This window comes from Streptomyces sp. ICC4, from assembly GCF_003287915.1.
Lineage (GTDB): Bacteria > Actinomycetota > Actinomycetes > Streptomycetales > Streptomycetaceae > Streptomyces > Streptomyces tritrimontium.
Genome location: NZ_CP030286.1, coordinates 2,843,868 through 2,869,942, shown reverse-complemented (window position 1 = coordinate 2,869,942; position 26,075 = coordinate 2,843,868). Strand labels below are relative to the sequence as shown.

General features: G+C 73.0%; 27 protein-coding genes and 1 pseudogene. 10 read left to right on the top strand and 18 right to left on the bottom strand.

Annotated features, from left to right (window positions below; all coding sequences use genetic code 11):
* Window positions 1–5 precede the first annotated feature (5 nt).
* Window positions 6–878 (bottom strand): polysaccharide deacetylase family protein, encoded by an 873-nt coding sequence (locus DRB89_RS13355; protein ID WP_343234509.1) that lies wholly within the window; start codon window positions 876–878, stop codon window positions 6–8.
* Window positions 879–1,057: 179 nt separating this feature from the next.
* On the opposite strand from DRB89_RS13355, the gene DRB89_RS13350 reads away from it, so the two are divergent.
* Complete coding sequence (locus tag DRB89_RS13350; RefSeq protein WP_112447850.1) at window positions 1,058–2,299, top strand: methyltransferase domain-containing protein; 1,242 nt, start codon at window positions 1,058–1,060, stop codon at window positions 2,297–2,299.
* Here DRB89_RS13350 and DRB89_RS13345 read toward each other — a convergent pair.
* The 5 genes from DRB89_RS13345 to tsaB are packed head-to-tail and all read right to left on the bottom strand — an operon-like array spanning window position 2,266 to window position 5,614.
* Window positions 2,266–2,910, bottom strand: coding sequence for a hypothetical protein (locus DRB89_RS13345; RefSeq protein WP_239516119.1), 645 nt, complete (start codon window positions 2,908–2,910; stop codon window positions 2,266–2,268). The two genes, DRB89_RS13350 and DRB89_RS13345, sit on opposite strands and share 34 nt — an antisense overlap.
* Window positions 2,911–2,963: 53 nt before the next feature.
* A complete protein-coding gene (locus DRB89_RS13340) occupies window positions 2,964–3,245 on the bottom strand; it encodes a hypothetical protein (protein WP_239516118.1) in 282 nt (93 codons plus the stop codon).
* Window positions 3,242–4,393, bottom strand: a complete 1,152-nt coding sequence (tsaD, locus tag DRB89_RS13335) for a tRNA (adenosine(37)-N6)-threonylcarbamoyltransferase complex transferase subunit TsaD (protein ID WP_112447849.1) — start codon at window positions 4,391–4,393, stop codon at window positions 3,242–3,244. Before tsaD ends, DRB89_RS13340 begins: the two co-directional genes overlap by 4 nt.
* The gene (rimI, locus tag DRB89_RS13330; protein WP_204358001.1) at window positions 4,386–4,883 is read right to left on the bottom strand and encodes a ribosomal protein S18-alanine N-acetyltransferase; all 498 of its coding nucleotides are present in this window, start codon (window positions 4,881–4,883) and stop codon (window positions 4,386–4,388) included. The genes tsaD and rimI overlap by 8 nt, the downstream gene beginning before the upstream one ends.
* A 53-nt stretch (window positions 4,884–4,936) precedes the next feature.
* The gene (gene tsaB, locus DRB89_RS13325; protein WP_112447847.1) at window positions 4,937–5,614 is read right to left on the bottom strand and encodes a tRNA (adenosine(37)-N6)-threonylcarbamoyltransferase complex dimerization subunit type 1 TsaB; all 678 of its coding nucleotides are present in this window, start codon (window positions 5,612–5,614) and stop codon (window positions 4,937–4,939) included.
* A 179-nt stretch (window positions 5,615–5,793) separates the two neighbouring features.
* Here tsaB and DRB89_RS13320 point away from each other — a divergent pair, with 179 nt between their 5' ends.
* Window positions 5,794–6,354: a hypothetical protein gene (locus DRB89_RS13320; RefSeq protein WP_112447846.1), complete on the top strand. Its 561-nt coding sequence runs from the start codon at window positions 5,794–5,796 to the stop codon at window positions 6,352–6,354.
* A gap of 51 nt (window positions 6,355–6,405) precedes the next feature.
* Here DRB89_RS13320 and DRB89_RS42860 read toward each other — a convergent pair whose 3' ends face one another.
* The 9 genes and pseudogenes from DRB89_RS42860 to DRB89_RS13280 form a co-directional block, all read right to left on the bottom strand.
* Window positions 6,406–6,594 carry a hypothetical protein gene (locus DRB89_RS42860; protein ID WP_162688564.1) on the bottom strand — a complete coding sequence of 63 codons (189 nt, stop codon included), beginning with the start codon at window positions 6,592–6,594 and terminating at the stop codon, window positions 6,406–6,408.
* A 128-nt stretch (window positions 6,595–6,722) separates the two neighbouring features.
* Window positions 6,723–7,253 (bottom strand): tRNA (adenosine(37)-N6)-threonylcarbamoyltransferase complex ATPase subunit type 1 TsaE, encoded by a 531-nt coding sequence (gene tsaE, locus DRB89_RS13315; RefSeq protein ID WP_112447845.1) that lies wholly within the window; start codon window positions 7,251–7,253, stop codon window positions 6,723–6,725.
* Window positions 7,228–8,382: an alpha/beta hydrolase gene (locus DRB89_RS13310; protein WP_239516117.1), complete on the bottom strand. Its 1,155-nt coding sequence runs from the start codon at window positions 8,380–8,382 to the stop codon at window positions 7,228–7,230. Before DRB89_RS13310 ends, tsaE begins: the two co-directional genes overlap by 26 nt.
* A 10-nt stretch (window positions 8,383–8,392) precedes the next feature.
* Window positions 8,393–9,550 carry an alanine racemase gene (gene alr / locus DRB89_RS13305; protein WP_112447843.1) on the bottom strand — a complete coding sequence of 386 codons (1,158 nt, stop codon included), beginning with the start codon at window positions 9,548–9,550 and terminating at the stop codon, window positions 8,393–8,395.
* A 121-nt stretch (window positions 9,551–9,671) separates the two neighbouring features.
* On the bottom strand, window positions 9,672–11,063 hold the full coding sequence (locus DRB89_RS13300; RefSeq protein WP_112447842.1) for an NAD(P)H-hydrate dehydratase: 1,392 nt from the start codon (window positions 11,061–11,063) through the stop codon (window positions 9,672–9,674).
* Between the two features lie 15 nt (window positions 11,064–11,078).
* Window positions 11,079–11,444, bottom strand: coding sequence for a holo-ACP synthase (locus DRB89_RS13295; protein WP_112447841.1), 366 nt, complete (start codon window positions 11,442–11,444; stop codon window positions 11,079–11,081).
* Between the two features lie 38 nt (window positions 11,445–11,482).
* Window positions 11,483–13,330, bottom strand: a complete 1,848-nt coding sequence (gene glmS, locus DRB89_RS13290) for a glutamine--fructose-6-phosphate transaminase (isomerizing) (RefSeq protein ID WP_112447840.1) — start codon at window positions 13,328–13,330, stop codon at window positions 11,483–11,485.
* 109 nt (window positions 13,331–13,439) lie between these two features.
* Window positions 13,440–14,045, bottom strand: a complete 606-nt coding sequence (locus DRB89_RS13285; protein WP_112463282.1) for a hypothetical protein — start codon at window positions 14,043–14,045, stop codon at window positions 13,440–13,442.
* Window positions 14,044–14,331: pseudogene (locus DRB89_RS13280) on the bottom strand (sugar-binding domain-containing protein); the annotation flags it as partial. The pseudogene DRB89_RS13280 and the gene DRB89_RS13285, both read right to left, overlap by 2 nt.
* Window positions 14,332–14,387: 56 nt before the next feature.
* Between DRB89_RS13280 and DRB89_RS13275 the strand changes: the two are divergent.
* Window positions 14,388–15,695: a hypothetical protein gene (locus DRB89_RS13275; protein ID WP_112463281.1), complete on the top strand. Its 1,308-nt coding sequence runs from the start codon at window positions 14,388–14,390 to the stop codon at window positions 15,693–15,695.
* 729 nt (window positions 15,696–16,424) lie between these two features.
* On the opposite strand, the gene DRB89_RS13270 is transcribed toward DRB89_RS13275, so the two are convergent.
* Window positions 16,425–17,390, bottom strand: coding sequence for a pirin family protein (locus DRB89_RS13270; RefSeq protein WP_112448537.1), 966 nt, complete (start codon window positions 17,388–17,390; stop codon window positions 16,425–16,427).
* 111 nt (window positions 17,391–17,501) lie between these two features.
* On the opposite strand from DRB89_RS13270, the gene DRB89_RS13265 reads away from it, so the two are divergent.
* From DRB89_RS13265 to DRB89_RS13240, 6 genes are all read left to right on the top strand, one after another.
* Complete coding sequence (locus DRB89_RS13265) at window positions 17,502–17,852, top strand: tetratricopeptide repeat protein (protein WP_112448536.1); 351 nt, start codon at window positions 17,502–17,504, stop codon at window positions 17,850–17,852.
* 160 nt (window positions 17,853–18,012) lie between these two features.
* On the top strand, window positions 18,013–19,218 hold the full coding sequence (locus DRB89_RS13260) for a methyltransferase (protein ID WP_204357703.1): 1,206 nt from the start codon (window positions 18,013–18,015) through the stop codon (window positions 19,216–19,218).
* Window positions 19,219–19,308: 90 nt separating this feature from the next.
* Window positions 19,309–20,073 carry a MerR family transcriptional regulator gene (locus tag DRB89_RS13255; RefSeq protein WP_239516116.1) on the top strand — a complete coding sequence of 255 codons (765 nt, stop codon included), beginning with the start codon at window positions 19,309–19,311 and terminating at the stop codon, window positions 20,071–20,073.
* A 119-nt stretch (window positions 20,074–20,192) separates the two neighbouring features.
* Window positions 20,193–20,846 (top strand): DUF6230 family protein, encoded by a 654-nt coding sequence (locus DRB89_RS13250; RefSeq protein WP_239516115.1) that lies wholly within the window; start codon window positions 20,193–20,195, stop codon window positions 20,844–20,846.
* Entirely contained in the window at window positions 20,837–21,265 is a 429-nt protein-coding gene (locus DRB89_RS13245) for a DUF6114 domain-containing protein (protein WP_239516114.1), read from the top strand. Before DRB89_RS13250 ends, DRB89_RS13245 begins: the two co-directional genes overlap by 10 nt.
* Window positions 21,262–21,915, top strand: a complete 654-nt coding sequence (locus tag DRB89_RS13240; protein ID WP_112448535.1) for a hypothetical protein — start codon at window positions 21,262–21,264, stop codon at window positions 21,913–21,915. The genes DRB89_RS13245 and DRB89_RS13240 overlap by 4 nt, the downstream gene beginning before the upstream one ends.
* A 97-nt stretch (window positions 21,916–22,012) precedes the next feature.
* On the opposite strand, the gene DRB89_RS13235 is transcribed toward DRB89_RS13240, so the two are convergent.
* A complete protein-coding gene (locus tag DRB89_RS13235) occupies window positions 22,013–24,772 on the bottom strand; it encodes a penicillin acylase family protein (protein ID WP_112448534.1) in 2,760 nt (919 codons plus the stop codon).
* 229 nt (window positions 24,773–25,001) lie between these two features.
* On the opposite strand from DRB89_RS13235, the gene DRB89_RS13230 reads away from it, so the two are divergent.
* On the top strand, window positions 25,002–25,301 hold the full coding sequence (locus DRB89_RS13230; RefSeq protein ID WP_112453371.1) for a DUF2087 domain-containing protein: 300 nt from the start codon (window positions 25,002–25,004) through the stop codon (window positions 25,299–25,301).
* On the opposite strand, the gene DRB89_RS13225 is transcribed toward DRB89_RS13230, so the two are convergent.
* The gene (locus tag DRB89_RS13225) at window positions 25,274–26,038 is read right to left on the bottom strand and encodes a phosphodiesterase (RefSeq protein WP_112448533.1); all 765 of its coding nucleotides are present in this window, start codon (window positions 26,036–26,038) and stop codon (window positions 25,274–25,276) included. The genes DRB89_RS13230 and DRB89_RS13225 overlap by 28 nt on opposite strands.
* Window positions 26,039–26,075: the final 37 nt, after the last annotated feature.

Here is a 26,075-nt window from a genome sequence, read left to right as displayed (position 1 = left end):
GTACCTCACAAGTAATCCTCCAGGCGAGCCACGGCGTACCCCTTGTCCGTGACGGTCTTCATGACATGACGGATCATGTCAGTCATGCTGCCCTTCCAGTCTTCCTTGCCCCGGAAGTGCGTGAGGATGATGTCACCGGGGTGCAGGTCCTTGTCCCACTCCCGCCAGTCCATCCGGTTCGGGAAGGCTTCCTCGTTCCACAGCGGAACGGCCTTGACCCCGCAGGACTTGGCCGCGCGCAGCGTGTCCTCGTTGTAGTTCCCGTACGGCGGGCGGAACAGCGTGGGCCGCTTGCCGAACTGCTTCTCGATCGTGTCCTGCTGCCCGCAGATCTCCTGCCGCTGCTTCTCGTAGGAGAGCGCCGGCATGTAGCGGTGGTTGAGCGTGTGGTTGTTGAGCGTGACGCCCGCCGCCTGCATCTCCTTGAAGTACGGGTAGTTGTCCCGCACCAGGTAGTCGCTCAGGAACGCGGTGTACGGGAGCTTCAGCTCCTGCATCATCTTCAGGAACTCGGGATCCTTCTCCGCGCCGTCGTCGATCGTCAGGAAGACGACCTTCTCCTCCGTGGGGACGGTGGTGAAGACCGGGGGCAGGTTCTCCTGGTCCTCCACCTCGAAGCCGTCCCGAGTGGTGATCTCGGGCTTCGTCTTGGGCGCGGCCGGGGCCATGAGCGGCGGTTTGACCAGGCCCCACTTCTTCGCGGCGACCACCCGCGCCTGCTGGGCGGCCTTCAGCTTCTCGGCGTAGTTGCCGAGCGCGCCGGCCGCGCCGGCCGGCTCGGCGCCGGCGGCGGCCTTCGCCTTCGCGGCCTTGTCCGGCGACCCGGGCTCCGCGGATCCGCACCCGGTCGCCACTGCGGCGACCAGCAGTGCGGCCATCGCGGCCATCCCCAACCGGCCTCGCGCTGCTGCCGCGATCCGGTGACCCTGTTGCGTCTTATGTTCCTTTTGTCGGACTAGCTGCATAGCTGAGCATCCTGGCATCCGCCCGGCCCGCGCCCCGGCCGACACCGCGAGCGGAATTCGACCTTCCTCCGACTGGCCCACCGTGGCCGACAATGGATCCCGTGACCCCCGAAGACTTCGCCGCGCTCCTCGCCCCCGAGGGCCACGCCCTCCTCGACTCGCTCCGGGACTACGACCCCGCCCAGGAGCTCGCCGTCGCCACCCGGCTGCGCCGCGAGCACCCCGCCGCGCTGGTCTCCGCCGCCCTCGGGCAGGCCCGGCTGCGCCAGCGCGCGGTGGCGAAGTTCGGGGCCGAGGACGCGGGCCGGATGTACTTCACCCCCGGCGGCGGGGAGATGGCCACGCGCGCGTCCGTGGCCTCGTACCGCGCCGAGCGGCTCGCCGCCCTCGGCGTACGCAGCCTCGCGGACCTGTGCTGCGGCATCGGCGGCGACGCCCTGGCCCTGGCCCGGCTCGGCATCCGCGTGCTCGCGGTGGACCACGACCCGCTGACCGTCGCCGTCGCCCGCGCCAACGCCGAGGCGCTGGGGCTGGCCGACCTGATCGAGGTCCTGGAGGCGGACGTGACGGAGGTGGACACCGCCGGGTACGACGCCGTCTTCATCGACCCGGCCCGCCGGGGCGGCCGCGGCCGGATCTTCGATCCGGAGTCCTACTCCCCGCCGCTCTCGTGGGCCGTGGAGACCGCGCGCGCCGCGAAGTTCGCCGCCATCAAGGTCGCGCCCGGGATCCCGCACGAGGCGGTCCCGGCGGAGGCCTGCGCGGAGTGGATCTCCGACCAGGGGGACGTGAAGGAGGCCGTCCTGTGGTTCGGGACCGCCCCGGGCGAGATCCGCGCCACGCTGCTGCCCGGGCCGCGCGCGCTGGTGACCGCCGATCCGCTGCCCGACCCCGAGGCCGGGCCCGTCGGCCGCTACCTCTACGAGCCCGACGGCGCCGTGATCCGGGCCCACTTGGTCGCGGAGGTCGCCGAGCAGCTGGACGGCAGGCTGATCGACCCGACCATCGCGTACATCACCGCGGACGAGCTGCGCGCGACCCCGTACGCGACCGCGTACGAGATCACCGACGTGCTGCCCTTCGGGCTGAAGAAGCTCAAGGCCCTGCTGCGCGAGCGCGGGGTCGGCATCCTGACGGTGAAGAAGCGCGGCTCGGCGGTCGAGCCGGAGGAGCTGCGCAAGAAGGTCAAGCCGCAGGGGCCGAACTCCGCGACCGTGTTCCTGACCCGGGTCGCCGGGGCGCCCTCGATGCTGATCGGCTCACCGGCGACCGCGGACGGGGGCGCGGGCGCGGCACGGGTTCACGCGGCCCCGGGGTCCCCGAAAGACCTCTGAGAGACGGCCTGGAAGCGGATCGCCCACCGGTAGTGCGCGCCCGCCTTGCCCAGGCCCAGCAGGGCGGTGATCCACAGGATCATGCCGAGGCCCATGGTGTAGGCGACCTCGCCGTACGTGTCCGCGCCCGGCCGGGCCGCCGCCGCCGACCCGAAGGTCACCCAGAGCCCGAGCGCGCCCAGGGCGAAGGAGGCGAGCAGCCAGGTCAGGCTGCGCCCCGGCGCGCGCATCGCGCGGTCGGCGGCCGGGTCCGGCTCCAGTTCCGCCCACGCGCACATCAGCCTGCGTACCTGCCGGTCCCGCTTGGCGCCCCAGGCGAACCAGAATCCGGCCGGGATCAGCACGCCCACCCCGAGCACGGCGAAGATCAGGCCGAAGAGGTACGAGAGCGGATCGTGCGTCTCGAAGGCCATCAGCGCCATGCCGACGAAGGACCAGCCCAGGGCGAAGACCGCCGAGACCGCCCAGAGCAGCAGCAGCCGCCCGAAGCCCAGACTGCGCCGCCCGAGCTCGCTCAGGAACCGGGCGCGGTCGGCCCGCACGGTGTGCTCGTCGAGCCAGGCGCGCAGGTGCGCGGGAGGGGGCGGCGGAGGCAGGTCACAGCGGGGCATGCGCATGACCATAGCGGCAGGTCGCGGGGCCCGGCGGGCCCCCGCCCGGAGGCTCAGCTTCCGCCGGGCCCCTCCGCCCCGACCGACTCGAAGCGCCAGCGGTGCACCGCCCGCGTGATCAAGTCGGCTTCCGGTTCGGGCAGTTCGGGCAGGTCGTCGGAGACTCCCCCGGGCGTCTCCCACCAGGTGATGACGAGCACCCGGCCCTGCGGGGCGCGGAACACCTCCCGGCGCACCGGCTCTTGGGCCAGCACCCGCGAACGGGCCCACTCCAGCAGCTCGTTGCCCCGCCCGGGCACGGCCCGGGCCTCCCACATCAGCGCGACGGTGCTCACGAGTACAGGTTGTCCTTGCTCAGCTCGTGCACGTGGTCGTGATCGTGCCCGTGGCCGTGGCCGTGGCCGTGATCGTGGCCGTCCCCGTGGGAAGGGCCGTGCGAGCGGCCGGGAACGTGCGGGTCGGTCACCGGGAGCGAGGAGTCCGCCGACAGGTCCCAGTCCGAGGCCGGCCGGTTGCGCTTGACCATCTCCGCGCCGAGCGCCGCCACCATCGCGCCGTTGTCCGTGCACAGCCCCGGCCGCGGCACCCGCAGGATGATCCCCGCGGCTTCGCACCGCTCCTGCGCGAGGGCGCGCAGCCGGGAGTTGGCCGCGACGCCGCCGCCGATCATCAGGTGGTCGACGCCCTCGTCCTTGCACGCGCGGACCGCCTTGCGCGTCAGCACGTCCACCACGGCCTCCTGGAAGGACGCCGCCACGTCGCGCACCGGCACGTCCTCGCCCGCCTTGCGCTTCGCCTCGATCCAGCGGGCGACCGAGGTCTTGAGCCCGGAGAAGGAGAAGTCGTACGCCGCGTCGCGCGGCCCGGTCAGCCCGCGCGGGAAGTTGATGGCCTTCGGGTCGCCCTCGCGCGCGAGCCGGTCGATGACCGGTCCGCCGGGGAAGCCCAGCTGCAGCACGCGCGCGATCTTGTCGAAGGCCTCGCCCGCCGCGTCGTCGATGGTCGCGCCCAGCGGCCGCACGTCGGAGGTGATGTCGGGAGCCAGCAGCAGCGAGGAGTGCCCGCCGGAGACCAGCAGCGCCATCGTCGGCTCGGGCAGCGGCCCGTGCTCCAGCTGGTCGACGCAGATGTGCGAGGCCAGGTGGTTCACCCCGTACAGCGGCTTGCCCAGCGCGTAGGCGTAGGCCTTCGCGGCCGAGACGCCCACCAGCAGGGCTCCCGCGAGGCCCGGACCCGCGGTGACGGCGATCCCGTCGAGGTCGCGGGCGCTGACCCCGGCCTCCTTCAGGGCGCGCTCGATGGTGGGGACCATCGCCTCCAGGTGCGCGCGCGAGGCCACCTCGGGCACGACGCCGCCGAAGCGGGCGTGCTCGTCGACGCTGGAGGCGATGGCGTCCGCGAGCAGGGTCGTGCCCCGGACGACGCCGACGCCGGTCTCGTCGCAGGAGGTCTCGATGCCGAGGACGAGCGGTTCGTCAGCCATGGGTCTCACTTCTTACGGCGTCTTGGAAGGTCGGGGGCAGGGAGGTGGCGGGATCGGAGAGGCGCATCACGAGCGCGTCCACGTTGCCGGGCTGGTAGTAGCCGCGCCGGAAGCCGATCGCCTCGAAGCCGAAGCGCTCGTACAGCTTCTGGGCGCGGGTGTTGTCCACCCGCACCTCCAGCAGCACCTCGGCGCACTCGAACGCGGTGGCGGCGCGCAGCAGGTCGGTGAGCAGCCGGGCGCCGAGCCCGGTGCCCCACTGGTCGCGCGCGGCCGCGATGGTCTGTACGTCGCCCAGGTCCCCGGCGGCGGCCAGCCCGGCGTAGCCGACCAGGCGGCCGTCCGGGGCTTCGGCGACGACGTAGCGGCGGGTGGCCCGCGGGCCGCGGGCGCGGGCGAGTTCGGACCAGAACATCCCGGCGGACCAGGCGTCCTCGGGGAAGAGCTCGTGCTCCAGTTCCAGCACGGGTCCGATGTCCCACCAGCGCATCTCGCGCAGCAGCGCGGCCGGGGCGGCCGGGGCGGCGGGGGCGGCGGGGCCGGTCACTGCGGGGTGACCACCTTGTAGTTCTTGGGCACCTGGGCGTCGGGCCGGCGCAGGTAGAGCGGGGCCGGGGGCGCGCCCTCGACGTTCTCGAACGCCGTGCCGGCGGCGAGCCGCCGCGCCGCCAGGGCCGCGAGGGCGCCGGCCGACTGGTGCTCGGGGTCGCGGGCGTCGGTGAACACCTCGGGGTAGAGCCGCGCGCCCTGCCCGACGGCGGGCAGTCCGGCGACCCGCTCGGCGATGTCGGCCGGCCGGTCCACCGCCGGGTCCCCGACCCGGGTGAGCGGGTCCTCGTAGCGGGCCCAGTAGACCTCCTTGCGCCGTGCGTCGGTGGCCACGGTGAAGGGGCCCTCGATCCCGGCGGCGCCGGCCGCGTAGGCCAGCCCGTCGAGGGTGCACAGCCCGTACACGGGCACGCCGAGGACGGAGGCGAAGGTGGAGGCGGTGACGAGGCCGACCCGCAGTCCGGTGTAGGGGCCGGGGCCGACGCCGACGACGATGCCGGTGACGGCTTCGAGCGTGAGCCCCGCCTCGGCGAGGACCTTGTCGACGGAGGGCAGCAGGAGCTCCCCGTGGCGGCGGGCGTCGACCTGGTTCGACTCGGCGAGTACGGACTCGCCGTCGTGCAGGGCGACGGTGACGGCGGGCGTGGCGGTATCTACAGCGAGCAAGAGCACGCGAACAGCCTACGACTCCGGGGCCCCGGGCCCTTGCGGCCGGTCTACGGGCACCCCGGCTGCTACCTTCGACCCAGGTCTCGGGGCTCGACCGTTCGACGACGCGTACAGCTGATCGTTCGACGGGCGACGGAGCCGGCCGTTCGACGACATCGGACCATGCGGAGAGGTGGAGCAAGGTGGCACGCAGCAGCTCGGGAATCGTGGCCGGGCTCACCGCCGGGGCGCTCGCCGTCATCGGCTTCCTCGGCTACCAGGCACACGCCACCGCCCCCGCCCTTCCGCCGAAGGCCGCCGCGCAGACCCCCGTGCCCGCTCCGAGCGAGTCCGGTGCCGCCAAGGTCGACCCGGGGAAGCCGGTGGCCCTGCCGGCCGGTTCGGGATCCGGGGTGCGCGTCGTCTACTCCGTGGGCTCCAAGCGCGTGTGGCTGGTCGCCGCCGAAGGGCAGGAGCCGAAGTCGTTCGCGGTGGTGCCGAGCACGGTCAATCCGGCTCCGGGCAAGTACACGGTGGACTCCCGCGCGGGCACGGTGACCGGCTCGGACGGGGTTCCGATCGAGCACGTGGTCCGGTTCGCCAGCGCGCAGGGGGTCGTGGTCGGCTTCAGCGCCCGGGTGGACAACACCCTGCCGACGCCCGACCCGGCCAAGAAGACCGGCGGCGTGCGCATGACGCGCGCGGACGGCGACGCGATGTGGGCCTTCGCGACGATCGGCTCGAAGGTCGTCGTCGTTCCCTGACCGGGCCGCGACACACTGGCTTCACTCGTACGGGGGACCCCGGTCTCCGCCTCAGGCCGCTTCGGACTCCGGAGCGGCCTGTTCCGCGTCCCCGGCCCCTCCACACAGCGGAACCGGGTCCTGCGCGTGCTCGCGCGCGGGCGGCGTGGACACGGCGCTGGCGGCGGCGCCCGCGGCGAGCAGGGCCCCCATGGTCACGCCGGACGTACGGGGGACGCGCGCTGCTCCTGCTGTCGACATGGCTGCCTCCTGGCCGGGGCCAGCCCGTACTTAGGTACGCCTAACCAGCCCTCGGTACCATGTGACCACGGGGGCTGCCACCTGCGCAATATTTTGCCGACGCGTTGTCGGAACGATTGCCCCGGGCGTCACTCCGAGAGGACGCCCGCGAGGCTCTCCAGACCGGCTCCGGCGGACCAGCGCGCCCCGACCCCGCGGACCGCGACCTCGCGCACGTCGTCGAGGACCTCCTCGTGGCCGACCGCCCGGCGGATCACCACGTGCAGCCGGTCGTCGGACAGCTCCTCGACCTTGCCGTCGCCCCACTCCACGACGACCACGGATTCGGGCAGCGAGACGTCGAGGTCCAGGTCCTCCATCTCGTCCAGCCCGCCGCCCAGCCGGTACGCGTCCACGTGCACCAGCGCCGGACCGCCGGTCAGCGAGGGGTGGACCCGGGCGATCACGAAGGTCGGCGAGGTCACCGCCCCGCGCACGCCGAGGCCCTCGCCGAGGCCCCGGGTCAGGGTGGTCTTGCCCGCGCCGAGCTCCCCGGTCAGCAGGACGAGGTCGCCGGGGCGCAGCAGCGCGGCGATCCGGCGCCCGAGGTCCTGCATGGCGTCGGGCGAGCCGACGGTGACGTGCGCTTCGGTGTCAGGCGTCTGCGGTGCTTCTTCCATGCCCGCCAACGTTAGCCGCTGCCGGCACCACCCCGGTGCGCGCCAGCAGCTCGGTGAGCAGCCGGGTCACGGTCTCCGGGTGTTCGAGCATCATCAGGTGCCCGGCGGACTCCAGCACCACCAGCTCGGCGGAGGGCAGTGCCTCCTTGATGGCCCGGCTGTGGTCGGGCGGTGTGACCATGTCCCGGTCCCCGGCGATGACGGTGACGGGGATGTCCGCGAACCGCTGGAGGGCGGCCGTCTTGTCGTGCGCCCCGAAGGCCGGATAGAACTCGGCGACCACGTCGATGGGGGTGCCCTCGATCAGCCGCTCGGCGAAGCGGGCCACGCCCGGGTCCACGTCGCGCGAGGCGAAGGAGTACATCTTGACCATGCCGGCGAACAGGTCGGCGGTGGCCCGCCGGCCCTTCTCCACCAGCTCCACCTGGGAGCCGAGCGCCTTGAGCACGCCGGGCAGGATCCTGCGCACCGCACCGAAGCCCACGGACGGCAGCCCGTACGTGACCTCGCCCAGGCGGCCGCTGGAGGTGCCGACCAGCACCACCCCGGCCACCCGGTCGCGGACGAGGTCGGGGAACTGGTCCGCCAGGCCCATGACGGTCATGCCGCCCATCGAGTGACCGACGAGGATCAGCGGGCCCTCGGGGGCGGCGGCCGCGATGACGGCCGCCAGATCGTGGCCGAGCTGCTCGAAGGTCACCGGCTCGCCGTCGGCCTGGGCGAGGCCGCGCGCGCTGCGGCCGTGGCTGCGCTGGTCCCAGTACACGGCGCGCACCAGACCGCGCAGGGCGGCGCGCTGGAAGTGCCAGGAGTCCTGCGCGAGGCAGTAGCCGTGGCAGAACACCACGGTCGGCTGGGCGGGGGCCTTGCGGCGCAGCCGGCGCCGCTTGCCCTCCTCGGGCAGCTCGTCGACCTCGTAGTACAGGGCGGTGCCGTCCTCGGCCCACGCGGTGCCGGGGGCGCCGCGCAGGGAGCCGTAGTCCCCGGTCGCGTCCAGGGCGAGGCGCGCCTTCATGCGCATGCCCCGCCCGACGGTGATCCGTTCGACCGCGACACCGGCCGCCGCGCCCGCGGCTATCACGCCGATGGCGGCGCCGGCCCAGCCGGCCTTGCGCCAGTTCTCGCTCACGCCGCCGTCCTCACCGAGCCGTCGCGGGACATCCGTTGCGGTACACCCGGGGCACTCTGGCCCCGATACGGGTGACGATCTCATACGCGATGGTGTCCGCCGCTCGAGCCCAGTCCTCGGCGGTGGGCTCGCCGTGCGTGCCGTCGCCGAAGATGACCACCTCGTCGCCGGCGCGGACGTGCTCGTCGCCGTGGAGGTCCACGACGAACTGGTCCATGGCGACGCGCCCGGCGGCGTACCGCGTCTTCCCGCCGAGGAGGACGGAGCCGCGGCCGGAGGCGTGGCGCGGGATCCCGTCGGCGTAGCCCGCGGGGATCAGCGCGAGGCGGGTCCGCGCCTCGGTCAGGTAGTGGTGCCCGTAACTGACGCCGTGCCCGGCGGGGACCTCCTTGACCAGGGCCACGAAGGCCTTCAGGGCCATGGCGGGCCGCAGGCCGAGCTGGGCGGAGGTGCCGAGCTCGGGAGCGGGCGAGACGCCGTAGACCGCCAGCCCGCAGCGGACGAGGTCGAAGTGGCTCTCGGGGAGGGTGAGGGTCGCGGGCGAGTTGGCGATGTGCCGGACCTCGGGCTCGACGCCCTCCTTCTCGGCGTACGCGAGCATGTCGCGGAAGGCGGCCAGCTGCGGCGCGATGGAGGGGTGGCCCGGCTCGTCGGCGCAGGCGAAGTGGGACCAGACGCCGGTGACGTGGACGGTTCCCTCGGCCTGGGCGGCGACGGCCGCGCCCACGAGCTCCGCCCAGTCGGCGGGCTGGCAGCCGTTGCGCCCGAGCCCGGTGTCCGCCTTGAGCTGGATCCGGGCGGTCCGCCCGGTGGCGCGGGCGGCGGCCCGTACCTCGTCCAGGGCCCACATGGCGCTGACGGACACGTCCACATCGGCCTCGATGGCCTCCCGCCACGGCCCGCCGGGGGTCCACAGCCAGCACAGGATCCGTCCGTCGATCCCCGCGGCACGCAGCGCGAGCGCCTCGTCGGGCGTGGCGGTCCCGAGCCAGGTGGCGCCGGCCTCCTGGGCGGCCTTGGCGCAGGCCAGGGCTCCGTGCCCGTAGGCATCCGCCTTGACGACGGCCATCAGCTCGGACCGGGGCGCCCGCTCGCGCAGTGCGCGCACGTTCTCCCGTACGGCGTCCAGATCGATCTCGGCGTACACGCGGGTGGGTGTCTCGTTCATCGCCCCCAGTCTCTCAGAGCCCGGCGCCGGGGGCCGTCCACGCCTCCACCCGCGCGGGCCGGGCACGATCCGTACCAGTGCTGTGGCCGGAAAGGCCCGGTGGACCCTTCCGGTCACAGCACTAGCCGCGCAGCACCTCGCGCCAGGCGGACGGCACCGCCTGCGCCACCTGCTGCGCCAGCAGCGGGCCTCCGGTCAGGCGGGCCGCCAGGCCGTGGAGGTACGCCGCCACCGCCCCCGCGTCCGGCCCCGACAGGCCCGCCGCCAGCAGAGAGCCCGCCAGCCCGGACAGCACGTCCCCGCTCCCCGCGGTGGCCAGCCACGGAGTCCCGGTCGGGTTCACCCGGACGGGGCGGCCGCCGCCGGGGGCGACCAGCGTCGTCGACCCCTTCAGCAGGACCGCCGCGCCGTACCGCTCCGCCAGCTCGCGCGCCGCGGCCAGCCGCCCCGACTCCACCGCCTCCCGCGCGACGCCCAGCAGCGCCGCCGCCTCCCCCGCGTGCGGGGTCAGCAGGGTCGGTGCCGTCCGCGCCCTCAGCACCTCGGGGTCCAGTCCGCGCAGCCCGTCCGCGTCCAGCAGGACCGCCACCGGCTCCGCCAGCACCCGGGTGCCGTCCTCGTCTCCCAGCCCCGGCCCGACCACCCACGCCTGGACCCGGCCCGGCCCGATCAGCGTCTCCGGGTAGCGGGCCAGCACGGCGTCCGCGACGGCCGCCGGTCCCACGTAGCGCACCGCGCCCGCGCCGCCCCGCAGCGCGCCCGCCACCGCGAGCACCGCCGCGCCCGGGTAGCGCGCGGACCCGGCGACGATCCCGACCACGCCGCGCCGGTACTTGTCGCTCGTCCGGGTCGGCTCCGGCAGCAGTGCGGCCACGTCCGCGTGCTGCAGGGCCTCGATGTCCGGCGCCGCGGGGAGGGCCAGCCCGATGTCCACCAGGTGCACCGCCCCGGCCAGCCCGGCCCCCGGATCGATCAGCAGCCCCGGCTTGTACGCCCCGAAGGTCACCGTGACATCGGCCCGTACGGCCGCCCCGGCCACCTCCCCGGTGTCCGCGTCCACCCCGCTCGGCAGGTCCACCGCGACCACCACCGCGCCCGCCGGGATCCGCTCCGCCAGCGCGGCCGCGGCCGGCCGCAGCCCGCCCCGGCCGCCGATTCCCACGAGCCCGTCCACGACGAGGTCCGCCCGCGGCGGCACGGCCTCGGCGAGGCGTCCGCCGGCGGCCCGCAGCGCGGCCAGCCCGCCCGCGTGCACCCGCGCCGGATCCATGGCCACCGCGGTGACCCCGGCCCCGCGCCGGGCCAGGCGCGCGCCCGCGTACAGCGCGTCGCCCCCGTTGTCCCCCGGGCCGACGAGCAGCACCACGCGCGCCCCGTACACCCGGGGCAGCAGCCGGGCGCAGACGGCGGCCAGTCCGGCCGCCGCCCGCGCCATCAGGGTGCCTTCGGGTAGCCGGGCCATCAGCTCGCGCTCGGCGGCCCGTACGGTCTCCACGCTGTAAGCAGTACGCATGTCACCAGCGTGCCGTCACCCCTCGGCGATCACCACAGCGGAGGCGATGCCCGCGTCGTGGCTCAGCGAGATGTGCCAGGACCGCACGCCCAGCTCGGCCGCCCGTGCCGCGACCGTCCCGGACACGCGCAGCCGCGGCTGCCCGCTGGCCTCGACGTACACCTCGGCGTCGGTCCACAGCAGTCCGGCGGGCGCGCCGAGCGCCTTGGCGAGCGCCTCCTTGGCCGCGAACCGGGCGGCGAGCGAGGCGGTCCCGCGCCGCTCGCCGCTCGGCAGCGTCAGCTCGGCTTCGACGAACAGCCGTTGCGCCAGGTTCGGCGTCCGCTCCAGCGCGGCGCCGAACCGCTCGATCTCGGCAACGTCGATCCCCACACCGATCATCACGACGACAGACCCACTTCGCTCACTCGCTCACTCGCTCACTCCACGGTCACGGACTTCGCGAGGTTACGCGGCTGGTCCACCTCGTTGCCCCGCGCGGTGGCCAGTTCGCACGCGAAGACCTGCAGCGGCACCGTCGCCACCAGCGGCTGGAGCAGTGTCGGGGTGGCCGGGATGCGGATGAGGTGGTCGGCGTACGGGACCACGGCCTCGTCACCCTCCTCGGCGATGACGATGGTCCGCGCCCCGCGCGCCCGGATCTCCTGGATGTTCGACACGATCTTGTCGTGCAGCACCGAGCGCCCGCGCGGCGACGGCACGACGACCACCACCGGGAGGTCCTTCTCGATGAGCGCGATCGGCCCGTGCTTGAGCTCGCCCGCCGCGAAGCCCTCGGCGTGCATGTACGCCAGCTCCTTGAGCTTGAGCGCGCCCTCCAGCGCCACCGGGTAGCCGACGTGCCGGCCGAGGAACAGCACGGTGTTCTTGTCGGCCAGGGACCGCGCGAGCTCCCGTACCGGCTCCATGGTCTCCAGTACGGTGTCCACGGCCGCGGCGATGTCCGACAGCTCCCGGATCACGGCCTGGATCTCGTCGCCCCACTTCGTGCCCCGGACCTGGCCGAGGTAGAGGGCGACCAGGTAGCAGGCCACCAGCTGCGTCAGGAACGCCTTGGTCGAGGCGACGGCCACCTCGGGTCCGGCGTGCGTGTACAGCACGGCGTCCGACTCGCGCGGGATCGTCGAGCCGTTCGTGTTGCAGACGGCCAGCACCTTGGCGCCCTGCTCGCGCGCGTGGCGCAGCGCCATCAGGGTGTCCATGGTCTCGCCGGACTGCGAGATCGCGATCACCAGCGTCCGCTGGTCGAGGATCGGGTCGCGGTAGCGGAACTCGCTGGCCAGCTCCGTCTCGCACGGGATGCGGGTCCAGTGCTCGATGGCCAGCTTCGCGATCATGGCCGCGTGGTACGCCGTACCGCACGCCACGATCACGACCTTGTCGACCTCGCGGAGCACGGAGTCGGGGATCCGCACCTCGTCGAGGGTCAGCAGGCCGCCCGCGTCGATCCTGCCCAGGAGGGTGTCGGCGACGGCCTTCGGCTGCTCGGCGATCTCCTTGAGCATGAAGTAGTCGTAGCCCCCCTTCTCGGCCGCCGAGGCGTCCCAGTCCACGTGGTACGCCCGCACGTTCGCGGCCGAACCGTCGAAGTTGGTCACCGTGACACCGTCGCGGCGGAGCTCGACGACCTGGTCCTGCCCCAGCTCGATCGCGGACCGCGTGTGGGCGATGAAGGCGGCCACGTCCGAGGCGAGGAAGTTCTCGCCTTCTCCAACGCCCACCACCAGGGGCGAGTTCCGGCGGGCGCCGACCACCACGTCCGGATCGTCCGCGTGCACGGCGACCAGTGTGAAGGCGCCCTGCAGCAGCCGGCAGACCTGCCTCATCGCCTCGGCGAGGTCCCCGGTGGCCGAGAAGCGCTCCGCCAGCAGGTGCGCCACGACCTCGGTGTCCGTCTCGGACTCCAGCCGGTGCCCGCGCTCGGCGAGCTCGGCGCGCAGCGCGGCGAAGTTCTCGATGATCCCGTTGTGCACGACGGCCACGCGCCCCGAATTGTCGAGGTGCGGGTGGGCGTTGACGTCGGTGGGACCGCCATGGGTCGCCCACCGGGTGTGTCCGAGCCCGGTGGAACCGGCGGGCATCGGGTGCCCGACCAGCTCCTTCTCCAGATTGACCAGCTTGCCGGCCTTCTTGACCGAGGCGAGCTCCCCGTCTGCGAGCACGGCGACACCCGCCGAGTCGTAGCCGCGGTACTCCAGCCGCTTGAGTCCGGCAATGACCACATCGAGCGCCGACTGCGCTCCCACGTAACCCACGATTCCGCACATAAGCCGCAGGGTACGCCTCAGTTGGCTCCTCGCCCGGTACCTGAACAAGACGAAAACCCCGCCCCGGCGAATGCGCCGGGGCGGGGTTGACGCACGTACGGGCGAACCGTCAGCCGAGCTTCTTGACCTGCGCGGCCACGACGACCGTCGGCTTGTCCGCGACGCCCGCCAGGCTCGAGGCGGTGTGGGTGGCGAGCGTGTTGCCCTTGCGCACGACGACGGTCTCGGACGTCACCTTCTCGCCCTCCACGTCAGCCTCCAGCGTGAGGGCGATGGCCTCGTCGCCGATGGGGGCGTCGGTGGACGTCACCTTCTCGATCTTGGTGGTCTCGCCCTCCATGGTCAGCGTGAAGCCCCCGGCGCACGCCGTGGCCGCGGCCTTGATCGCGGCGAAGGCCTCCTCCGCACCCTTGCCGTCATACGAGGAGAGGGTGACCGAGGTACGGGTGGCGCCGAGGGCCTCCAGCCCGCTGGCGCCTTCCTTCGGCTTGGCGACGGCCTTGGTCCGCGCCACGCCGAGGGCCTCGCCGACCGTGACCGTGCCCTGCGTCTTGACGACGGGCTGGCACGCGGCCTTGTCGCTGGCGGCGGCGCTGCCGATCGCCACCTCGGTCGACGGGACCGCGGCGAACTGGTGGTCGGCCAGCTCGGCCTGCGTCACGAGCAGGCCGGCCAGCTCGGCGTCCGTCTTCGCCTTCGCGGCCGGGGCCGCCACGCAGGCGGTCGGCGCCCACGGGGGTGCAGCGCTCGGCGAGGTCCCGGCCGAGCCGGCGGACCTACGGGTGAAGGGGGTGGGCCGACAACTCGGCGGCCACACCGGGCGAGGCGTAGTGCGCCCGCTGCACGTAGCTCAGCATGTCGTGGACGGTCGAGATCGCCGGCTCCCAGGACCCGATGGAGACGGCGGCGACCGTCACCTTGTCGAAGTACTCGAAGGCCCGCGCGATGCCCGTCTGGTGGCGCAGCGCGGCCGCCGTGGCCGGGTCGGGCAGCAGCATCGGGGGCCCGCCTCCGTGGTGCGCGTCCCGGTCACGGCGCCGGCCCGCAGGCAGGCGCCGTGACCGGGACGCGCACCACGGAGGCGGGCGGCGCGGCCACCGCGACCGCCGCCTCCACCGCGACCGCCACCGCCACCTCGACCGCGACCGCGACCGCCACCGCCACCGAGGCCGCGGAACCTGCCCCGCAGGCGGCCACGGAGCCGGAGGCAGCGGAACCGCAGGCCCGGCCCGCGGCCCGGCAGCCCGCCTCGGCCGCCGCCGTCCCGACCACCACCGAGGCGGCGGCCGCCACAACGGAAACCGCCACCTCCACCTCCACCAACGCCGAAGCCCGTACCGCGACCGAGTCGGCGGCCGAGACCCGACTCGCCACGACGACCCGCTCGGGCACCTCCGGCACGCGCGCCGCCCTCCTGCCCCCGGGGCGGCCCAACAAGCCGATGATCGCCGCGGCCGTCCTCGGCGGGCTGGTCCTCATCGGGTTGCCGTTCCTCATATCCGGCCCCGACGAGAAGCCCCGCGCCGCTTCCTCCGAGACTCCGGCCGGCAGCCCGCTGAACCCCGACGGCTCCGGCCCCGGGCTCGTACCCGGCGAGCAGCGGGTCTCCGTCCCGAGCCCCCCCGCGGTCGGCGGCGAGCAGCCCGGCGCGGCCCCCGGAACCACGGCCGGCGAGCCTGCGGGCAGCCCCCAGGGCTCCGGCGGCGGGGGCGAGGGCAGCTCCCCGGGAGGCTCGAACCACGCGGCGCCGGCCGGGGAGAGCCGTACGGACACCCCGGTGTCCCAGAACCCCGGACAGGTCCCTTCGAAGGGCTCGCCCGGCGGCAACCCGCCCGCGGCCGTCCCGGAGAACCGGCCCTCGGCCGTCACGTACTCGCACCTGATCGGCCCCGGCTGCGAGACCCCCGGGTTCGCCACCGGCGACTTCTACACCGACGGCAACGAGGGCTGGCGCAAGAGCTGGGACAGCACCAAGTCCTATGGCTGCAGCGGCTTCTATTACAGCCTCCCGATGTCCGGCAGTTCACGCTCGGACGGCATCTGGGCGCAGTGGAAGTTCACGACGGACAAGGTGCAGAAGGGTCGCTGCTCGGTCCAAGTGTTCGTTCCGAACGTGCGCGACCTCTCGTACGTCGGCGGCAGCCCGGCCCACTACACCGTCTACCGCTCGTTCACCCAGAAGTCGGGCGACGAGATCGGATCCTTCACGATCAACCAGCCCGCCTCGCTGGGCCAGTGGGTGTCCGCCGGGACCTTCTCGATCACGGACAACAAGATCTCCGTCGTCCTCGACAACCGCGGCAACGGCGCCGACAACCGCCACGCCGCAGCGGCCCCGGTGCGGGTCAACTGCACCGCGTCCTGAGGAGCCGGGAAGGCCGACAGCACGGGGTCCTCTCTCACCCGGCTACTCCGTGATACCGCATAGTGGTACTCGGTGCTACGCAGTACACGGGGGGATCGGAGAGGGGACCCCGATGGACGACCTGACGGAGATGCCGAAGGGCACGCTTGAGAGCTCGTAACACGATCATGAGTCGGGCTTGACCTCGCTAGGTCAACGAGCAGGTGAGACAGCTGATAAGTCGAGCCCCCCCATAGCCGCAGCCGTGCCCCCACACAGCGCCCGCCCCGCGGTTGGTACGTGGAGTGGCCGCCGGCGGACACTCGCTCATCATGGGACGCCTGTCGGCGTAACCTCCGCGGCTTCAACAACGCGCTTTGTTGACTGCCCACAGCGTCGCGCGCCGGCCTCCATGAGAGATGGGCAGCGACCCGCGGCCTTGAGGGAGAGGCCGCCTGAGGAGCTCGCAGCAGCCAAGGGGGGCCAGGGCCGGGGGGGCAGGGCGTGACCGGTCGCCTGCCGGGAGGCGCGCCCTGACTCCCCCTCGAGAAATCTAACTACTCGTCAGTAGAGTCAGCAAAGGGTCAGCATACGCCCGACCAAGCCTGACCACACCCTGACCCACATGCCACTCCGCTTCAAGATCAAAAAATCCCTCCAGGGTCCGCGCTGACTTCCGTGAGGCCTCTGGAAGCGGAACGACTTAGCAGCCGCCGCCTGCGGACCACCCCCCGATGACATTGACGCAGTTCAGCGCGTTCTCCCCCTAGGCTTCAAGCGAGTTGGCGGGAGTTCAGGCGCGGGGATCGGGGGGCCGTCGTAGCCCTTGACCTCGCCGTAGAGGGTGCCGTTCGTCCAGGCCTCGCGGAACTCCTCGATGTCCGCCTGGCTCCGGCCGATCCAGTTCCAGAACATCACGATCTCCTCCTCGAACGGCTCGCCGCCCAGGAGCATCAGGCTCGCGTCCGAGCTCGCGCGCAGGGGGAGGTCCGGGCGGCCGCAGCCGAGGTAGAGCATCGAGCCCGGGAGGAGCGGGACGCCGTCGACGTGGGCTTCGCCCGACATCGACAGGACCGCGTACTCGAAGTCCGGGTCCAGCGGGAGCCGGGTTTCCGTGCCCGCCGCCAGCGTCAGGTCCGCTCCGACGATCGGGCTGTACGTGGACCCCGGCGAGGTCGCCGAGTCCAGCGTGCCCAGGATGACGGTCGCCGCCAGACCCGGGGCGGTGACCTGCGGGAGCTCCGCGTGGTGCTGGAAGTGCGGGTCCACGTCGCGGTGGGCGTCGGGGAGCGCCACCCACAGCTGCGCGCCGTGCAGGAAGCGGGCGTGCGGGCGCGGGCTCTCCTCCGAGTGGCTGATGCCGCGGCCGGAGGTCATCAGGCCCAGCTCGCGCGGGCGGATCGTCGCCAGGCTGCCGACGCTGTCGCGGTGCAGCACCTCGCCCTCGTGGAGCCAGCTGACGGTCTGCAGACCCGAGTGGGGGTGGGGGGCCACCGCCATGCCGGGCTCGTCGGCGATGTCGTCGGGGCCGTAGTGGTCGACGAAGCACCAGGCGCCGACCATCCGGCGACCCAGGTTCGGCAGGAGACGGCGTACCTCGGTGGACCCACCGAGCTTGACGGTGCGCGGGCTCAGGAGCTCGCGTACGGGCTCGGCCACGACGAAACCGCGGCCGCCGCAGGTGGAGAGAGCGGGCTGGCGATCGAGATTGCTCATACGGCACAACTTAGTCCCGGCGCGGTCGCCGCGGTCAGTGGAATGTTCCTCGGGATCCCCGTGTTGGAGGGGCGGACAGAGCGACAGAGCCTCAACGGCGGAAGGGAACCGATGAACGCGCAGCAGGGCTACCTGGAGCACGGGACCGCGGCCGAGCGCTGGGACCGCGGCCTGCTCTTCTTCGAGGCCAAGGAGTACGCGAACGCCGCCCTGGTCCTGGACGGCGTGGCCGCAGAGGCGCCCGAGCTGCTGGCGCCCCGGCTGCTGCTGGCCCGTGCCTACTACCACTCCGCCCAGCTCTCGCGGGCCGAGCGCGAGCTGCGCGCCATCCTGGAGCGGTGGCCCGTGGAGGACTACGCGCAGCTGATGCTCGGCCGGACCCTGGAGCGCCAGGGCCGGGCCGCGGAGGCGGCGCCGCACCTGCGGATCGCCGCCGCGATGGCCGGGGATTTCCCCGAGTAGGTCCCGGGACGTCCCGGCGGTTCCTCGCCCCGTGGGGGGTCGTACAGCCCCATGCGGCCCCGTCCGGCCCCGTGCGGATGACGGGGTGGCACTCCGTACGCCGCTCCCCGGCCCCGCCCATGCGGGGCCGGGGCGGTCCCTCGGTTAGCCTGGGGGCAATATGAACCGTCTGACCACGCCCTTCGGCTCCTTCGAGCTCGCCCGCTTCCCCGAGGACCCGCGCGACCGGCTCTTCGCATGGGACGCCGCCGACGAGTACCTGCTGCGCCACCTCGAATCCGGTACGGGCGAACGCGGCCCGGTGGATCTGGCCGCCGCCGGCCAGATCACCGTGATCGGGGACCGGTGGGGGGCGCTGACGACGGCGCTGGCCGCCCACCACCCCACGCAGATCACCGACTCCTGCCTGACCCGTTCCGCCACCGCGGCCAACCTGGACCGCAACGGCATCGGGACGAGCAAGAGCACCGTGACGCTGCTGACCACGCAGGACGCGCCGCCGGAGCGGATCGACGTGCTCCTGGTACGGATCCCCAAGAGCCTGGCGCTGCTGGAGGACCAGCTCTACCGGGTGGCCCCGCACGTGCACGCCGGGACCGTCGTCGTGGGCACCGGCATGGTGAAGGAGATCCACACCTCCACGCTGCGCCTCTTCGAGAAGATCCTCGGGCCGACCAAGACCTCGCTGGCGGAGAAGAAGGCCCGGCTGATCTTCTGCACGCCCGGGAACCCCGGCGCCGCGCACCCCACGACCGCCGGGCCGTGGCCCGTGACGTACACGGCGGACCAGGAGGCCGGATCCGGCTCGGGGCTGACCGTCGTCAACCACGCCGGGATCTTCTGCGCCGACCGGCTGGACGTCGGCACGCGCTTCTTCCTCCAGAACATCCCGACCAACACGGACGGGGCCCGGGTCGTCGACCTGGGCTGCGGCAACGGCATCGTCGGCACGGCGGTCGCGGTGGCCGACCCGGACGCCGAGGTCGTCTTCACGGACGAGTCGTACCAGGCGATGGCCTCGGCCGAGGCGACGTACCGGGCGAACGTCAAGGGCAGGCTGGACCGCGCCGAATTCCTCGTCGGCGACGGCGTCGCGATGCTGCCGCCCGGCTCGGTGGACCTGATCCTGTGCAACCCGCCCTTCCACTCCCACCAGGCGACGACGGACGCCACGGCGCTGCGCATGTTCGCGCAGTCGCGCAAGGCGCTGCGGCCGGGCGGCGAGCTGTGGGTGGTCGCCAACCGCCACATGGGCTACCACACCCACCTGCGCCGGCTCTTCGGCAACAGCGAGGTCGCCGCGAGCGAACCGAAGTTCGTGGTGCTGCGGGCGGTCAAGCGGCGCGAGCAGCCCCGCCCCGCGTGATCCGCCGGTACGCCCGCCCCGCGTGACCTGCCGGTACGCCCGTCAGGTAACCCGCCGGTAGGTCCGCCTGTTCGTCCTACACTCGGCCGCGTGAGCAGTCAGGTGGATCAGGACAGGACCTCCGGCGGGCGCTACCGGCGGGAAGACGTGGCCCGCGCGGCCGGCGTCAAGGTGCGCAACCTGCGCTACTACCAGGAGCGCGGGCTGCTGCCGCCGCCGCGCCGGGAGGGCCGGATCGCCTGGTACTCCGACGACCACCTCACCCGACTGCGCCTGATCAGCGACCTGTTGGGGCGCGGCTACACCGTCAACGGCATCGCGGAACTGCTGGCCGCCTGGGAGCAGGGCGGCGGGATATCCCAACTGCTTGGCCTGGAGCGGGAGATGACCCGCGACTGGGAGCAGGAGGAGTCGGTCTCCATGTCCCGGGCCGAGCTGCGCGAGCTCTTCGGCCCGACGGCGTCCCCCGAGGACACCCGGCGGGCGGCCGAGTTGGGCTACGTGACGATCGACGGGGACCTCGTCACCCACCGCAGTCGGCGCCTCCTGGAGGCGACCGAGACGCTGGTGCGCGCGGGCGTGCCGCTCGGCGAGGTCCTGGACGCGGGTGACTTCGTACAGGCGCAGGCGGCCGCGGTCGCGGACCGGTTCGTCGCGCTGTTCCGGCAGCACGTGATCGGCCCGGAGGGGCTGGAACAGCTTTCGGCCACGCGGCTTCGGCACATCACGGAGGCGGTGGCGGCGCTGCGTCCGCTGGCCGGCGGGGTCGTGGCCGCCGAGTTCGCCCGGGCGATGGCCCGGCGGGTCGATGCCGAGGTCGCCGAGCTGCTGCGCACGGAGTCTCCTGAGGCGTAACCGGTCAGTAGGAGTCGGCCGAAAAGGTGCGCTCGAGCAACCTTGCCAACCCCCATTGGCACTCTTACATTCAACTCGTCGGTAACAACGGTGCACAGCCGATCACAAGGGACGATCTCATGGCAGATTCCCCGAAGTTACCCGGACCGCCCGGCGAGGGCGCCGACGCAAGAGCCGGTGGCGCGGGCCGCGTCCGCTGGCGCCGGTTCGCCGTCCTGACCGTCCCCGCCGTGGCCGTGACCGCCGGACTCGGCATCGCCCTCGCGCAGGGCGCGCTGGCCGCCTCCTTCGCGGTGTCGGGACAGCAGTTCAAGGTGTCGGCGAAGAGCCTGGAGGGCGAGGGCTTCGCGCAGTACGGCAGCGTCGACGTCAACGCCCGCGAAGAGCTCATCCCGGTGGCCGTCACCGCCATCAGGGAAGCGAAGCTCAACAGCCTCTGCCAGTCGGTGGTCACCACCCTCCCGATCATCGGCGACATCTCGCTCAACCTCACCGCCGGCCAGAAGACCCCCGTCGAGGCGACCAACCTCTTCGTCGACGCCACCCAGTTGTCCGGCGACGCGGTCTTCACCAACATCGAGATCGGCCGGGACGCCTCCACCCTCGACAAGGGACCGGCCGAAGCGGTGGGCATGCAGGACCTGTTCGCCCAGCAGGCCGACACGGTCAGCATCACCGACCTCCACCAGACGGCCTGGGCCACCAACGCGGGCACCTTCAAGCTCTCCGGTCTGAACATGAGCATCGCCAAGGGCAAGAAGGAATGCTTCTGAGCCGCTGGCGGCGGTGGCGGCGCGGCCGACCGTTCTGGGGCGGGCTCTTCGCCATCCTCGCCGGGGCCGAGATCTGCGCCCTCCCGCTGGCCCCCCTGAAGATCATGCTCCAGCAGGGGGTGGCGGGGATCCCGTCCGTCCTGATGGGCGTCGTCATGATCGTGCTCGGCCTCACCGCCTGGTTCTCGCCGGCCCAGCGCGCTCTGGCCGGCGTCCTCACCACTCTCATCGCCACCGCCGCGCTGGTCCTCTCGAACCTCGGCGGGTTCCTGATCGGCACCCTGCTCGGCATCCTCGGCGGCGGCCTGATGTTCGCCTGGCAGCCGTACGCCGACCGGCGGTCCCCCGCGGTCACCCCCACGACCGCACCCGTCCCCGCTCCCCCAACGCACCACGATCCCCAAGGAGCACAGCCATGAGCCGTACGCGTACCACCCTCGCGCTCGCCGCGGCCACCGCGGCCGGAGCCTTCTGCCTGGCCCCGCTCTCCGCCACCGCCGCGCCGTTACCCCTGGCCGGGTCGACCACCGTCACCCCGGCCGGGCACGCGTTCAAGGCCACGCTCAGTGGCAAGGCCACCCTCAAGGCCGGTTCGGTGACGGTGACTTGTACGGTCTCCGTCTCCACCGGCACGGTGCCGGCCGCACCCGGCAACAACAACCCGGCGGGCCCGGTCTCCTCCCCGATCTCGCCGCCCACCTACAGTTCCTGCACCTCCAGCATCCCGGGCGTGACCCCCACGGTCACCACCAGCGGTGCCTGGACGGTGTCGATGCAGAACGGCTCCCCCATCACCGCCACCATGAAGGTGCCCACGGGCGGGCTCGTCGTGCACACCACCGGGCTCGCGGTCTGCACGGTCACCGCGGCCCCCTCCGGCCCCGCGAACGTCAACGGGACCTGGACGAACGGCGCCCCGCCGAGCCTGACCTTCACCAACGCCTCGGTGCCGGTCACGGTCACCGGCGGGTTCGGCTGCCCGACCAGCGCGACCTCGTCCACCTTCAACGCCGTGTACAAGGTCACCGACACCACCAACCCGGCACAGCAGATCACCGTCGGCCCCTGACGCACCCCCGCACGAAGAGGCCCGCCGGCCCCGGAGCGCTCGCGTTCCGGGACGGGCGGGCCTTCGTGCGGCCGGCGGGCTTTCGTGCGCACGGGCCTCAACGGTGGGCGGGGAACTCCACCACCTGCTGGTAGGTCGGCCGGTTCTGCCAGTTGATCTGCGGGTGGGCCAGGCCGCCCACCGGGCGCTGCACGATCGCGTCCGCGCACCACTGGTTGCCCGCGGCGCAGGTCCCGTCCGCCGGATAGACGGCGGCGGGCGTGGCGGCGGCCGCCTGCTTCAGCGTCGCCGTCATGACGTCCCGGCAGCCGGCGAGCGAGCCGCCGCCGCAGTAGGCCCGGGCCAGCGGTCCGGCCACCGGGCGGCCGAGCACCGTGCGCAGGTCCTTGTCGGCGTAGCTCCACCAGCCGTACTGGAAGGCCGACCCGGCGTGCGAACCGGTGGGCCCGTGGCCCGCGTTGGGTGCCTCGTCCACGGTCAGGGAGGCGCGCAGGGCGTCGTACAGCGGGGCCCCGAGGCCGGGCTTGAACTCGGCCTCGACGAGCAGCGGCCACCAGGCGTCCATGATCCGGACGGCGTCCGCGTGCGCGTACGCCTTCGAACCGGGCGCGGCCTCCTTGCGTTCGGTGCCGGCCGCCTGCCAGGCGGACAGCTTGTCGATCGCGGCGCTCACGGCCGGGTCCGTGGCGGGCGCGCTGCGCAGCACGGCCAGCAGCTCGGGCAGCAGGTTCTCGGCGCGCAGGTCGGTGACGGCGGCGTCCGCCATGGCCTGGGTGAGCTTGGCCCGGGTCACGCCGCCCGCCGCGACGAGCGTCTTGACCCGCTGGTCGATGAGGTCGCCGCGGTGGACGGAGCCCATCCCGAAGCCGGCCGCGGAGTAGTCCTTGGCCTGCTTGTTGTTCCAACTGATGTAGTAGTCCTGCCCGATGGACTGCGGGTGCTCGGCGGGCGGGGTGTAGGAGGCGGTGTTGGCGGCCGGGTCGAAGCCCTGCCACTCGTACTGCCGCTTCGCGTGTACGGGGAGCGCGGCGTCAACGCCGGGCGGCCGGACCGGGTTCAACCCGCTGTTGTAGTAGGCCGCTTCGCGCGAGTCGGCGTAGAACCAGTTGAAGGCGTAGCCAATGCGCCGGGCCGCCTCCTGGAAGGTGCGGGAGTCCTTCACGTAGGAGGGGTCGTTCAGCATCTGGAAGCCGATGATCGAGTCGGCCTCGTGGCGGTAGGTGGAGCGCAGCGCGGTGTAGGCCACGGGCTTGCCCTCGACGGTCGCGCGGTGCGTGACGATGCCGTAGTGCGTGCGCCAGACCTGCATCCGGTAGGAGCCGTTCGGCGTGGAGTCGGCGACGGAGGACTTCCAGGCGTTGGTGTGTTCCAGCTTCTCCATGGGCGTGCAGGTGCCCCGGTAGAGGTAGGAGGTGCTCGCCTTGGTGGGGGCGCCGCCGCCCGGCTCGCACAGTTCGACGGCGAAGGTGTCGGTGATGTCCTGGCCGGCGGAGGTGGCGCTCCAGGCGTAGTCCTGGCCGCGGCCGAGCTGTACGTACATGCTGACGCCGGCGAAGGAGGCGCCGCGCGCGCTGATGCCGGGGCCCTGGAGCTCTTGGAGCATGAGGAGCTGGGGGGCGAGGTAGCCGGTCTGCGGTCCGAAGACGGCGACCGGGTGGCCGCTCGCGGTCTTCGATCCGGAGACGAGCAGGGCGTTGGACATGCTCGACTTCATGAGCTTCGGCGGGTTTGCCGCCGCGGCGGCCGTGGCCGCGCCCGTACGGTCGTACACGAGCTGTTCGGCGGTGACCGAGCCGGCGTCGGGCAGGGCCGCGCCCTGCGGGTTCGCGGGCTTCTGGGCGTAGGGGAAGCTCGAGCCGTCGTGCACGGTGAGCACGGCTTCCGGGTCCTCGCGCTCGCGGAAGGATTCCCAGACGCGGGTGCCCTCCTCCAGGCCGTACTTCTGCTGCGCGGACAGCAGGGAGAGCGCGGCCTGCACCTCGCCGCCTCCGCCGCCGCCGAACAGGCCGCCGACGACGGAGGCGAGGGCGATCAGGTCGGTGAGCTTGAAGGGCTGGATCTCACCGGCGTTGGTGATCGAGTTGATGTGCCCGGTCAGCACGTACTCGCCGGGGAAGTAGCGGCCGTTCTTGGACTGGACGCGGTAGGCGTTGATGCCGTCGATGTAGGCCTGGGCGTCCTCCATCGCGAGCCGCCCGCGCTCGCCCTCGGTGGTCCGGATCCGGTCCACCTGGGCCTGGAGGTCCGCCTCGGTGTACGGGGCCTGCGGCCAGAACTGCTGCTCCAGGCCCTGATTGGCGAGGGCGCCGCCCGCGAAGGGGGTGAGGTCGCCGCGGCCGACGTGCCGGAAGAGGTCCATCTGCCAGAGCCGGTCCTGCCCGGCGGCGTAACCGGCGCCGTAGGAAGTCCCGTAGCGGGTGGTTCCCTTGATGTGGGGGACCCCGGTCTTCTTGTCCCGGGTGATGGTGACGTCGGGGCGCGGGCTGGTGGTGGACTCGACCTGGTTGCCCGGGACGCCGAAGGAGGCATCGTTGAAGAACTCGTTGACCTTGGCGTCGGTGAGGCCGGGGTAGCCGGCCACCAGGGAGTCGTAGCGGGCCAGTTGGTCGGAGGCGTGGGCGGGCATGGTCCCGAACGCCTTGTGCGCGAGGATCTGGGCGAGGGTGGCGTTGCCGCTCTGGCCGGGCGGCAGGATGTCGGCGCACTGCTGTCCGCAGTAGTCGGCGATGGGCAGCGGCACCGGGGTGTCGGACCCGGCGGCCGGCGCGGCCGATGCGGCCGGGGCCAGCAGGGCCGCGCCGAGGGCGATGAGCGCGGCGGCCGCGGCTGCTTTGACGCGGGTGGTGGGGCGTCGCATACGTGCTCCTCCGTGGGGGGCAGGAACCGGTCACGGGGAGGGTACTGGCAGGTGCTACTTCTCAGTAAGATGAATGACCGTCACTTTTTGCCGGAGTGCGGCACGTTGAGGCATGTTGCGGCGGGGTGCGGCATATTGCGGCGGGGCGCCCTGGAGCCCGCCGCGCAGGAAGGCCTCCGGGGCGAAAATCCGTTGCCGAGGGGTGCCGGGGCGGGTGAAGCTCCATGACATGTCACAGAGCTCCGTAGAAACCCGTCCGCACGCACAACGAGGCGTCGGCGACCTCTTCACCGCCGGCGGCCGCCTCGCGGCCATCCCGCGCAAGGCGGCCCGCCGCGAGCAGTTGCTCGTCCACCTCGCCGAGACCCTCTTCGCGGCGGACCGCGAGTACACCGAGCCCGAGGTGAACCGGCTCCTCCTCACCGTCCACGAGGACTGCGCGGCGCTGCGGCGGTACATGGTCATCGCCGGTCACCTCACCCGGACCCGCGACGGCGCCGGCTACCGGCGGGCCACGACCACCCTGTAGTGCGTCGTCAGGCGCCCGTCCCCGCCGATGACGTGGAAGGCCACGGCGGGCGGCTCGTCGAGGTGGATGTACTCGCTGGCGCCGGACGCCGCCTCCCACGGGAGCCGGGTCGTGGACACCACGCCCGGCGCCACGAGCAGCGGCCGGCCCGCGAAGGTGGTCGCCGCGCCCGTGTGGGCGTGCCCGCACAGGAACGCGGTCAGGTGCGGGTGCCGGTCGACGAGCGCCGCCAGCCGCTCCTCGCCGAACTGCCTGATCCCGTCCACGTAGGGGATGTGCAGCGGGACGGGCGGGTGGTGGAAGGCGACCAGCACCGGCACCTCGCGCGGGGTCCCGGCGAGCACCCCGTCGAGCCAGGAAATCGTCGAGTCCTCCAGGTGTCCGCGGTGTTCGCCGGGGACCGACGAATCGCACACCGCGAGCACGAAGCCGTCGCCGCGCAGCACCTGGTCGACCGGGGCCCCTGACGGGCGCTCCTCCCCCAGCAGGCCGCGCCGGAAGGCGGCGCGGTCGTCGTGGTTGCCGGGGCAGGCGACCAGCGGGTGCCGCGAGCCGAGGGCCTTGCGCGCCTCCTCGTACTCCTCCGCGCTCCCGTGGTCCGCGATGTCCCCGCTGACGAGCACCGCGTCGAGGGCGTACGGGAGCTCCTCCAGGTATTCCATGACGGCGCGGGTGCGCTCCGCGGCCCGGCCGCCTCCGTCGAGGTGGACGTCGCTCAGGTGGGCTATGACGATCACGGGTGGTGGCTCCTTCGGTCCGGGCCGCAAAATCTAT